Source organism: Nocardia albiluteola (assembly GCF_018860155.1).
Classification (GTDB): domain Bacteria; phylum Actinomycetota; class Actinomycetes; order Mycobacteriales; family Mycobacteriaceae; genus Nocardia; species Nocardia albiluteola.
Window position 1 is genome coordinate 89634 of record NZ_JAHKNI010000006.1, and the last position, 11047, is coordinate 100680.

At 69.3% G+C, this 11047-nt stretch carries 7 protein-coding genes; 4 read left to right on the plus strand and 3 right to left on the minus strand.

The genetic code is table 11. The features are described 5' to 3' along the window. The first annotated feature begins 91 nt into the window (after window positions 1–91). Together KO481_RS18980 and murQ are read left to right on the plus strand one after the other, a co-directional pair. Entirely contained in the window at window positions 92–1009 is a 918-nt protein-coding gene (locus KO481_RS18980) for a MurR/RpiR family transcriptional regulator (protein ID WP_308166678.1), read from the plus strand. Between the two features lie 20 nt (window positions 1010–1029). Further along, a complete protein-coding gene (gene murQ / locus KO481_RS18985) occupies window positions 1030–1935 on the plus strand; it encodes an N-acetylmuramic acid 6-phosphate etherase (RefSeq protein WP_215918528.1) in 906 nt (301 codons plus the stop codon). A gap of 99 nt (window positions 1936–2034) precedes the next feature. Here the strand turns inward: murQ and KO481_RS18990 are convergent, their stop codons facing one another. Both KO481_RS18990 and KO481_RS18995 read right to left on the minus strand, forming a co-directional pair. Beyond that, the gene (locus KO481_RS18990; protein ID WP_372452079.1) at window positions 2035–2928 is read right to left on the minus strand and encodes a class I SAM-dependent methyltransferase; all 894 of its coding nucleotides are present in this window, start codon (window positions 2926–2928) and stop codon (window positions 2035–2037) included. A gap of 343 nt (window positions 2929–3271) precedes the next feature. Further along, window positions 3272–4699, minus strand: coding sequence for a purple acid phosphatase family protein (locus tag KO481_RS18995; RefSeq protein ID WP_215918530.1), 1428 nt, complete (start codon window positions 4697–4699; stop codon window positions 3272–3274). Between the two features lie 192 nt (window positions 4700–4891). Between KO481_RS18995 and KO481_RS19000 the strand changes: the two genes are divergently transcribed. Next, on the plus strand, window positions 4892–5827 hold the full coding sequence (locus KO481_RS19000) for a TIGR03564 family F420-dependent LLM class oxidoreductase (protein WP_215918531.1): 936 nt from the start codon (window positions 4892–4894) through the stop codon (window positions 5825–5827). Window positions 5828–5834: 7 nt separating this feature from the next. On the opposite strand, the gene KO481_RS19005 is transcribed toward KO481_RS19000, so the two are convergent. After that, window positions 5835–6494, minus strand: coding sequence for a Clp protease N-terminal domain-containing protein (locus KO481_RS19005; protein ID WP_215918532.1), 660 nt, complete (start codon window positions 6492–6494; stop codon window positions 5835–5837). A 272-nt stretch (window positions 6495–6766) separates the two neighbouring features. Here KO481_RS19005 and car point away from each other — a divergent pair, with 272 nt between their 5' ends. Then, the gene (gene car / locus KO481_RS19010) at window positions 6767–10291 is read left to right on the plus strand and encodes a carboxylic acid reductase (RefSeq protein ID WP_215918533.1); all 3525 of its coding nucleotides are present in this window, start codon (window positions 6767–6769) and stop codon (window positions 10289–10291) included. Window positions 10292–11047 lie beyond the last annotated feature (756 nt).

The following is an 11047-nucleotide window of genomic DNA, read 5'->3' on the forward strand; positions in this document are numbered from 1 at the left end:
GGTCGAGCGACATTACGGGTTCGGACGCCCGTGGTGTCGCGCCGCGACGAGGCGGCAGTCGAAGTGTCGCAGCGATTTCGGGAGGCGACTCGTGCCCGATGACGACGTGCGCACGCGGCTGCTGGCGGCGATGCCGCGTCTGACACCGGCTGGCGCGCGAGTTGCGGAGGTGATTCGCGACGATCCGGCCGGTGCGGCCCGGCTGAGCATTACGCAACTGGCCGAACGGGCGGAGACCAGCACCTCGGCGGTGGTTCGGCTGGCGAAAACGCTGGGCTACGACGGATATCCACAGCTGCGGCTGGCGCTGGCGGCAGTCGGGGCGGCGGACCGATCCCCGGTCTTCGCCACCGACATCGATGTGGCCGACGAACCGTCGAAGGTGCTGCACAAGCTCACCGCCTTCGAGACCGAGGCGATGGCGGCCACCGCCGAGCTGGCCGATCCCGCGACGCTCGCGGCCGTCGCCGAGGCGCTGGCGGCGGCGCGACGGGTGGTGCTGATCGGCATCGGCGCCTCGGGCCTGGTTGCCGCGGACTTGGCGCAGAAGCTCACCAGGATCGGAATGTGGTGTGGCGCCTGCACATCGGAGGACGAGGCGCTCGTGCAGGTCAGCCTGCTCGAGCCCGGCGACGTGGCGGTGGCCTTCTCGCATTCGGGCCGGACCGCCGCCGTCGTCGAGGCGGTGCGTCGCGCCGGGCGGCGGGCGCTGACGGTCGCCGTGACGGCCGGATCGCAATCGCCACTGGCTCGTTCGGCCGCGCACACGATCCTGGTGGCCGGCCGCGAGGACGGCTTTCGCTCGGCCGCCCTGGCCAGCCGGATGAGCCAGCTGCTGATCGTGGATTCGCTGTATATCGGTGTGCTGCAGCGAACTCCGTCCGCGACCGGGGCGCTGCATCGCACCTATGACGCCGTCGCGGACCGGCGGCCCGGCTCCGAGGCGTCCGGCGGCACCACCTCCCGGCGGGCTCGTGGGCCGATACCGGGCGGCGAGATCGCGCCGTGAATCTCAGTCGAGGAGGCGAAGTGGACGACTTTGCGGCGCTGCGCACCGAATCTGCGAATCCGCGCACGACCGAGCTGGATTCGATGCCGACGGCCGAACTGCTGCGGGTGATGAACGCCGAGGACGCCGGGGTGGCATCGGCGGTGGCACAGGCGATTCCGCGGATCGCGCAGGCGGTGGAGCTGATCGTCGCCGCGCGCGCACGGGGCGGCCGGCTGATCTACGCCGGGGCCGGGACCAGCGGACGCCTGGGCGTGCTGGACGCGGTGGAATGCCCGCCGACCTTCGGTACCGATCCGGGCGAGGTGATCGGCCTGATCGCCGGTGGCGCACCGGCTTTGACGCATTCGGTCGAGGGCGCGGAGGACGAGCCGCCCCGCGCCGCCGCGGACCTTGCCGAGATCGGGCTCACCGCCGCCGATGTCGTCGTCGCCCTGGCCGCCAGTGGTCGCACGCCCTATGCGCTCGGGGCGGCGCGCTACGCCCGTTCGGTGGGTGCGGCGACGATCGGCCTGTCCTGCAACGTCCGTGCCGCGCTGAGCGAGCAGGTCGAGGTGGGCATCGAAATCGATACGGGCCCCGAGGTTCTCACCGGATCGACGCGTCTGAAGGCCGGGACGGCACAGAAGATGGTGTGCAACATGCTCTCGACCGCGGCCATGGTCCGCTCCGGCAAGGTGTACGGCAACCTGATGGTCGACGTGAACCCCTCCAACGCCAAACTCGTGGACCGGGCCCGGCGCATCGTCGCGGACGCGACCGGCGTCGATGCCGCCGCGGCGGCCGCCCTGCTGGAAGCCGCGGGCGGACATCCGAAGACCGCCATCGTCATGCAGCTGACAGGCGTGGACGCCCCGGCGGCGCGCGTTCTGCTCGAGCGCGCAAACGGATTTGTGCGCGCGGCCACCGCCACATCGAATCCTTGAAGGCGCTCCAGCTTGCGCCTGGGGAAGGCTGCCCCGTCCGGAGCCGGATTCGTTATGCGCACCCTGCCTGGCATGCAAGCAGGGTGTGCAACGCCGACCTTACTTCGACGCGGTCAGATACACCGACAGATCCCGCATGTCGCCCATCTCCGCGGGCACCTCGAACGGCGGACGCCCGTATCGGGCAGCGAGATCGTCCAGGCTCGCCCCGCCGACCTCCCAACCGCGATCGGTCAGCCACCGCGCCGGATCGGACCGCTCGTCGTCGTAGAACAGCTCGGTGACGTCGATCTCGCCGAACGGGTTCTGGAGCCCGCTGTTCTCGAACATCTGCATCTCCGTGGCCCGCATGCGGGCGTGGTCGGGCCGGTGGCCGAAGGCCTCCACCGAGAGCTTGCTGCCGGGCGCGGACAGCGTATCGATCCGCTCGAACAGCGAATCCTGCGCCGCGCCGGGCAGATAGGGCAGCAGTCCCTCGGCGGACCATGCGGTGGGCAGGTCGGCGTCGAATCCCGCCGCGGACACCGCAGCCGGCCAGTCGTCACGGAGATCCACTGCGACGGAGCGCAATTCGGCGCGGGGCCGGATGTGATTGGCGGCCATCACTTCTTGCTTGAATTGCAGCACCTTGGGCTGGTCGATCTCGAATACGGTGGTGCCGTCCGGCCAGTCGAGCCGGTAGGTGCGGGCGTCCAGCCCCGCGGCGACGATCACCGCCTGCCGGATCCCCGCGGACCAGGCCGTCATGAAGAAGTCGTCGAAGTACTTGGTGCGCAGCCCTATCATGCCCGTGGGCAGGCGGCCATCGTCCGGCGGCGAGGCCAGCAGCTCCCGGAAGCGCGGCTCGCCCGCGGCCTCGACGAACAGCCGTGCACAGTCGTCGTGGATCAGCGGATCGGGCTTCATCGTCTCGATCGCGCGGAACGCGGCGACGCCCAGCGCCGTGACGCCCACGCTGCTGACGATGTCCCAGGTATCCCCATCGGTTCGCACTGAATACTCTCCTCGATCACATTGGCGCACCGAATTACTCGAATACGCGGCGACGGGTCGGTACTTGCTCCCGGAACCAAGAGTAAACGGGGACTGCGCCCCGGTCGGAGCGGGCCTTGTCGGGTAGCAACGTCGGCGACGCGAGCTACCGACGGGCCAACCACCGCGTGGACGGTGGCCACCCGCCAGGCCGCGGCGGGGCGCAGAGGGGGCCGCAGTAGCCCGGCGACCTGCTGTTCGTTTGTGTCGCGCGGCCGGTTATCGCACCATACGATGCGACGGCCGCGCCTCGGGTGAGACGCCGCGGCCCAGAACTGTGTTTCGGCGAGTATCGGAGTTTCGGCTAATGCCCGGCGAGCGGTACGCCCGGGCGTGTCGCCGGGGTGATTCCCGAAAAGTCGCGCAGCACAACGTGGTTGCGATCCGCGAAGCTGCCGAGGGCGTGGTCCGGATGCAGGCCCAGGTACTGACGGCGGGTGCGGGTACTCCACTGCCGGGCGGCCTCGCTGCGGGTCTTGTAGAAGTTCGCCATGTAGCCGCCGGTGTGGATGCGCAGCAGGGTGTAGCCGCCCGGGTACTCCTTGACGGCGCCGACCTCGAGGAACTCCACGTCGATATCGGAGTCGGGGCGGCTGACGCGGGTGCGGTGGGTGTGCCCGGCATGGTGCAGGAAGACCCCGGGGGCGCCGCGGTAGAGGCCGTGGAGTTCGGCGGCGGTGGCGCGGTCCAGGACGAAGCCGGGCCCCGCCGGATTGCTCACCGCGGAGTAGGAGGTCACGGGATGATGGCCGAAGACCAGGGTGGGCCGGTGGGGGTCGGCGCGCAGCACCTCGCGCAGCCGGGCCAGCTGGGACGGCGTGATGGTGCCTCCCGCACAGCGCAGGCGCGTGGTGTCCAGGGCGAGGAGGCGCAGACCGGCGGCGTCGTAGTCGGCGAGTTGCTGTAGGCCGTGGAAGACGCTGCCCCAGTGGTCGCGGTGCGGATCCCGCGGAGCGTCGTGATTGCCGCGGCAGACGTAATAGTCCCGGCCGAGCGCGCCCCAGGCATCCAGGCGGGCGCGCACCGCGCGGGACTGGTCGAGGGCGCCGCAATCGGTGAGGTCGCCCGCGAGGATCAGATGATCGGCCGCGCGGTCGCGTTCGCGCACGTCCTGCAGCAGCGCGTCCAGCATGAATTCGGAATGTTCGTCGGTCTCGTGCCGCAGTCCCGGCGGCAGCCCCGCGACCAGCAGCCCGCTCGTCCGCTCGCCGTAGTGGACGTCGTTTGCCAGCACGATGGTGCGCAGCAGCGGTCCCGGGGGCGGGGTCAGGGTGGTGAAAATGCCTGTGGATTCGGGTGTTCCGGCCCGGCGGGTCACCCGGGTGTGGGCCGGCAGGGCGACCCGGCCGGCCGAACGCGCCTCGAACCGATAGGACCGGCCCGGCTCGAGCCCGGTGATCTCCGCGTAGTGGTATGCGGTGGGCCGGGAGTCGAGGTAGTGCGTCCGGAACGCGCCGCGCGAGGCGAAGCGGACCTCGGTGTCGGCGGGCGCGGGCCGCAGCCGCCCGGTGCGATCGCGCGCCCGCGTGGTCCAGGTCAGGATCGCCGAGGTGTCGGTCACGGTGACGACCTCGAGATCCGAGGCGACGATCGAATCGGACTGTGCGGCAACTCGTTCGGCGCGGTACAGGGTGTAGGCGTGCGAGGTCCGCAGCGGCGTGCGGGCGGTGACCCCCAGCGCCCCCGTGGCCACGTTCCCCATCCAGATCGCTCGCAGGCGTGCATTCGACATTGGCGGCCTCCGCAATTGGTCCGGTCCGATACCGGTCACGGTACGGGCGGCGGCTGAACATCCCGGTGCCCGCACATGTCCGGCGGGCATCGAGAGCATCTCGCATCCGCCGAGGTCACGAGGCGGCGACCGGTAGTTCACCGCGAATTCGCGCCCGGAATCCAGCGGCGCCCGCCGCTGTTGTCTCGTTGCATGGATAATCGTGTCCCCATCGGGGTCTCGGTATGGCCGCGGCCCGGGGTCGCCAACGACGTGGCGAATATGATCGAGCTAGTGGCGCTGGCGCGGTCGACGGGGTTGCGGTCGGTGTGGTTCGGGCAGCGGATGGACCTGGATTCACTGGTGCTCGCGGGGGTGGTGGCCCAGGCGGTCGGCGAGATCGGGGTCGGCACCTCGGTGGTGCCGATCAATCCGCGGCATCCGGTGGTGGTGGCCTCGCAGGCCCAGACGGTACAGGCCACCTCAGGTGGACGATTCCGGCTCGGACTCGGATTGGGTTCGCCCGCACTGGAATCGGCGGCATTCGGCATTCACGAGGATCGCCCGGTGGCGCGGTTGCGCGAATATCTCACCGCCCTGCGGTCATTGATCGAGGAGGGCGGGGCGGATCTCGCGGGCGAGCGGGTGCACGCCCGCCCGCCGCTGCCGACGACGGTGCACGGCGGGGCGAATGTGCCGCTGCTGGTGGCCGCGCTGGGACCGCAGGCGCTGCGGGTCAGCGGCGAACTGGCCGACGGCGTGATTCCGAATCTGGCCGGTCCGCGGACCTTGAGCTCACATATTGTGCCGCGGTTCGAGCGTGCCCGCCCGGCGTGGCCGATCCGTGCCGCGCAGATCGTGGCCGGTGTGACGGCGGTGGTGACCGACCGCCCGGAGGAGGTGCGCGCCCGGGCCGCGGAATCCATGGCCTTCTACGAGTCCGTCCCGTCGTATCGCGCGGTCCTGAACCGCGAGGGTGTCGAGTACGCCGCCGACCTGGCGCTGATCGGCGACGAGGAGTACGTGACCCGCGGACTGCGACGCTACATCGATGCCGGCGCGACCGAATTGCTCATCACCCAAACCGATTTGGGTGGTCCGGACGATCAGCTGCGCACGTGGCGGCTGCTCGCGGAGCTCTCGGCCTGACTCGTTCCTATTCGTCCGCGCCCAGCACGGCGTCGAGTTCGGCGCGGATGCGCTCGGGGTCGGCGCCGGCCGCGTCGAAGACCCGCTTGCACAGGTCGGGGTCGGTGGCCAGCAGCGCCAGCATGAGGTGCGGGGTGTCGACGTCGGGGTTGCCGAAACGCTGGGCCTCCATGCTCGCGCGCGCCAGGGTCTTGGTGGCCAGACGGGACAGCGAGAAGTGCGGCCTGCCGAGCGACTGCCGCAGCGGTTCCGCGGTGAGACGCAGGGACGAAATCGCCTGGGCTGCGGTCGAATCGCCGGTGTTGCCGACGGTTCGGATGATGCCCAGCAGCAGGTGATCCGGGGTGATGGCGCCCTCGCCCACCGCGATCGTCTCCCGCAGCGAGTTCTCCAGCACCGTCTTGGCCTCGGCGGTGAACGGAAGATGGGCGTCCGGAATGTGATTCGCCGGTCCGGGGTCGAGCGAAATCGTCGCGAGGGCGGCCTGCGGCGTCAGGCCCAGCCGTTCCAGGGCGGCGCGTGTGCCCGGCGCCCGATCTTCCCGGGCGGATTCGATGACGCCCAGCAGCAGATGTTCGGCGCCGATGACGTCGTGATGACGGCTGCGGGCCTGCTCCTGCGCGAGAACCACCACGCGCCGCGCGGAGTCGGAGAACCGTTCGAACATCGGGTGCCCCTTCCGTTGGTGCGGCCCCGCTGTCCAGCGTAGACCGACGCGAGATAAGGCCCTGTGACCTGCGGATCGGCGCCGTGGAGTGATATTTCAGACAGTGGCTCCCAGAACTGGCCGGTACCGAGCTACTTGACATTGAACCGGATCTGGGACGAAAGTTGAGGAATAGTTAGCGACTGAAACTACTTGCGGGGTACATGCATCAATACGGCTGTTCGCGGCCGGTGATGGCCGGCTGGTGAACCAGTCCGAGGGAGATCGGGGCTATGTTGGCGGAAGTTCAGCGCGGGACGGACGAAGAGCAGCGGCAGGAGCTCGTGCGGCGGGTCACGGACCTGATCGCCAGCGACGAGCAGGTTCGCGCCGCGGTTCCGGATACGGCGGTCGGTGCGGAAATGGCGAGGACGGAAGTGCCTCTCGCGCAGTCGATTGCGACACTGATGGGGAGTTATGCGGAGCGGCCGGCGCTGGGAATGCGTGCGGTCGAATACGTTACCGACGAGACCGGGCATACCCGGGGTCGGCTGCTGCCCCGCTACGACGCCATTACTTATGGCGAGTTGTGGCGACGCATCGCCGCGGTGGCCGCGGTCTGGTATTCCGATGCCGAATCGCCCATGCGGCCAGGGGATTTCGCGGCGATCATCGGATTTGCCAGCACCGATTACACCGTGATCGATCTGGCCTGCATCGTGTCGGGGGTGGTGTCGGTGCCGTTGCAGGCGGGCGCGGCGATGGCGCAGCTCGCGCCGATCGTCGCCGAGACACGGCCCCGGGTGCTGGCGACCAGCGTCGAACAGCTCGATGCGGCAGTGGATTTGGCGCTGGCCTGCGATGCGGTGCGCTCGCTGATCGTCTTCGACCATCATTGGCAGGACGACGACCACCGCGCCGCGGTCGAGTCGGCCCGGACCCGCCTGGCCGATAGCCCGGTGGTGGTCCAGGTCCTGGACGAGGTCATCGTTCGCGGCGGCGAACTGCCCCCCGCGCCACTGCATTCCGGTGCGGGGGACGAGGCGCTCGCCCTGCTCATCTACACCTCCGGCAGCACCGGAGCGCCCAAGGGCGCGATGTATCCCGAGCGGCTGGTCGCCCGGATGTGGCGGCAGGGCGCGGATATACCCCTGCCCACGATCGGATTCAGCTTCATGCCGCTGAGCCATGTGGCCGGGCGCGGGAATCTGGTCTCCGCCCTGACCCGCGGCGGCATGGTCTATTTCGCGGCGCGCAGCGATATGTCGACGCTGTTCGAGGATATTGCGCTGGCCCGCCCGACCATGCTGTTCTTCGTGCCGCGTGTGGTCGACATGCTGTTCGAGCGGTTCCGCAGCGAGGTCGACCGCCGGGTGGCCGCGGGCGGCGCCCCGGAATCGGTGGAGCACGAGGTGAAAACCGAACTGCGCGACCAAGTGCTGGGCGGCCGGTTCATCATGGCCATCACCGGCAGCGCGCCGCTGTCCGATCAGCTGCGTGAATTCATGGCCTCGGTGCTGGGATTCGAGATGGTCGACGGCTACGGCTCGACCGAATCCGCCGGCGGCGTGCTGATCAACAATATGGTGCTGCGTCCGCCGGTCATCGATTACCGGCTCGTCGACGTGCCCGAGCTGGGCTACTTCGGCACCGACAAGCCTTATCCGCGTGGGGAATTGCTGATCAAGTCCGAGACCCTGATCCCGGGCTACTACAACCGGCCCGAGCTGAACGAGGAGATCTTCGACGCCGAGGGCTACTACCGCACCGGCGACATCATGGCCGAGCTCGGCCCGGACCAGCTGGTGTATGTGGACCGCCGCAACAACGTCCTGAAGCTCTCCCAGGGCGAGTTCGTTGCAGTGTCCAAGCTCGAGGCCATCTACGCGGGCAGTCCGCTGGTTCGGCAGATCTACGTCTACGGCAGCAGCGAGCGCGCCAATCTGCTGGCCGTGATCGTGCCGACCGCCGATGCGGTTGCCGCGCACCCCGATACCGCGGAGCTGACCGCGGCCATCGCCGAGTCCCTGCAGCAGATCGCCCGGCGGGCCGAGCTGAACTCCTACGAGATCCCGCGCGCGTTCCTGCTCGAGACCGAGCCGTTCACCATCGACAACGGCCTGCTCTCGGGCATCGCGAAGCTGTTGCGCCCCAAGCTGAAGGCGCGATACGGCGAACGACTCGAGCAGCTCTACGCCGACCTGGCCAGCGAGCAGGACAGCGAACTGGCCGCGCTGCGCCGCGAGGCCGGGGAGCTGCCGGTGCTGGATACCGTCGGCCGGGCCGCGCGGGCGCTGCTGGGCTGTGCGGTCACCGATCTGCGCCCCGATGTGCACTTCACCGACCTGGGCGGCGATTCGCTCTCCGCGCTGACGTATTCGACCCTGCTGCAGGAGATCTTTGCGGTCGAGGTGCCGGTGGGGGTGATCGTCAGTCCCGCAACCGATTTGGCTCAGCTGGCGCGGTACATCGAGAACGAGCGGCGGTCGGGCGGAACCCGTCCGACCGCCGTGTCGGTGCACGGCACGGGATCGCAGATCCGCGCCGCCGACCTGACCCTCGGCACCTTCATCGACGCGTCCACCCTGGCCGGTGCCGCCGCCCTGCCGCGCGCGGAGCAGCCGCCGCGGACCGTACTGCTGACCGGCGCCAACGGCTATCTGGGCCGGTTCCTGTGCCTGGAATGGCTGCAGCGCCTCGACGATTCGGGCGGCCGGCTGATCTGTGTGGTGCGCGGCAGTGACGCGGCCGCCGCGCGCGCCCGGCTCGACGAGGTGTTCGACAGTGGTGATGCGGAGCTGACCCGGCACTACCGGGAGCTGGCGCGGCGCACCCTCGAGGTGCTGGCCGGGGACATCGGCGAGCCGAATCTCGGCCTGGGTGAGCGGGATTGGCGGCGGCTGGCCGAGACGGCCGACCTGATCGTGCATCCGGCGGCGCTGGTGAACCACGTGCTGCCGTACGGACAGCTGTTCGGCCCCAACGTGGTCGGCACGGCGGAGGTGATCCGGCTCGCGCTCACCGCGCGGATCAAGCCGGTCACCTATCTGTCCACGGTGGCCGTGGCCTCGCAGGTGCGGCCCGAGATGTTCAGCGAGGACGGCGATATCCGCGAGATCAGCGCCGTGCGCTCGCTCGACGACGGTTACGCCAACGGCTACGGGAACAGCAAATGGGCCGGTGAGGTGCTGCTGCGCGAGGCGCACGAGAAGTACGGCCTGCCGGTGGCGGTGTTCCGCTCGGATATGATCCTCGCCCACTCGCGCTATGCGGGCCAGCTCAACGTGCCCGACATGTTCACCCGGCTGCTGCTGAGCCTGCTGGCCACCGGGCTGGCGCCGAAGTCGTTCTACGCCACCGATGCCGAGGGCAACCGGCAGCGCTCCCATTACGACGGTCTCCCCGGTGATTTCACAGCCGAGGCGATCACCGTGCTCGGCGCGCAGGTCGCCGACGGCTTCGAGACCTTCGACGTGCTCAACCCGCACGACGACGGGATCTCCCTCGACGAGTTCGTGGACTGGCTGATCGAGGCGGGCCATCCGATCGAGCGGATCGACGACTACGCCGAGTGGTTCGCCCGCTTCGAGACCGCCGTGCGCGCGCTGCCCGAACAGCAGCGCCAGCATTCGCTGCTGCCGCTGCTGCACGCCTACCGCGCGCCGGGGATGCCGGTCTCGGGTGCGGCGTTGCCCGCCAAGAAGTTCCAGGCCGCGGTGCAGGCCGCCGGGCTCGGGCCCGGCGGCGATATCCCGCACCTGACCAGGGACCTCATCGAGAAGTACGCCGCGGACCTGACGGTGCGGAAGCTCCTGTAGGGCCTTGCTATTCGTCCCGCTCAACGATGCGCGGGGGTGCTGGGGTGTGGCTAGGACACCGCAGCGCACCGGCGCCCCGGCACTCGCCCGGGGCGCCGGTGCCGTTGGATCCGGGTCAGCGATGGGCCTGGATACGGCGGCGCGGCGCACGGCACCCGCAACTGGGATTCCGAGCAGATGGAGCCCCGGCACCTGTGGCGAGGCTCCGTCATCATCTCGCTTTACGCCACGACCGGGACATCGAGTCCACGGCCGACGACCTGAGCGTCGACGATTCGAAAGGCGCTTGCCCGCCGGTTGCGGTCGTGTCGGACCGAAATTCACCGCACACGTCCCTGGCAGGCGCCGAAAAAACCGGTCGCTGCCGCCGGATTCGCGGGTCGACGCACGGCGGACCGGTGCACGAAACGGGTTGTACCGCGCCCGTCGACGTGCTGTCAATCGAAAACCGGTGAAATCGGACAAATGCACTAACTTTCGGCGAGTAGGCGGACAGCTCCGTCGGGCCGCGCTCTGCAGCCAATAGCTGTCATATCGCTGAACCTGCCAGCGGCGTTACCCGTACGTCCGATCGAACCGCTTTTAATGACTCAACCGCGTAGTAAATATTAGCTAGCAGGTAGCTATCGCGAGGGATTAGACCGGCGGCGCCACGTCATATCGCTACGTCAGGACCCTAACATCGGCGTCCTGGCCACGCGACAGGCAGCCCGGCCGCGCAACGGAAGGTCGCGCCCGCCGTTCGCCGCCGGATGC

What these genes read in the sequence shown, in the direction of transcription:
- KO481_RS18995 (WP_215918530.1), bottom strand. Translation starts at nt 4,699, where the DNA reads ATGTCGAATGCACGCCTGCGAGCGATCTGGATGGGGAACGTGGCCACG.
- KO481_RS19000 (WP_215918531.1), top strand. Translation starts at nt 4,892, where the DNA reads ATGGATAATCGTGTCCCCATCGGGGTCTCGGTATGGCCGCGGCCCGGG.
- KO481_RS19005 (WP_215918532.1), bottom strand. Translation starts at nt 6,494, where the DNA reads ATGTTCGAACGGTTCTCCGACTCCGCGCGGCGCGTGGTGGTTCTCGCG.
- car (WP_215918533.1), top strand. Translation starts at nt 6,767, where the DNA reads ATGTTGGCGGAAGTTCAGCGCGGGACGGACGAAGAGCAGCGGCAGGAG.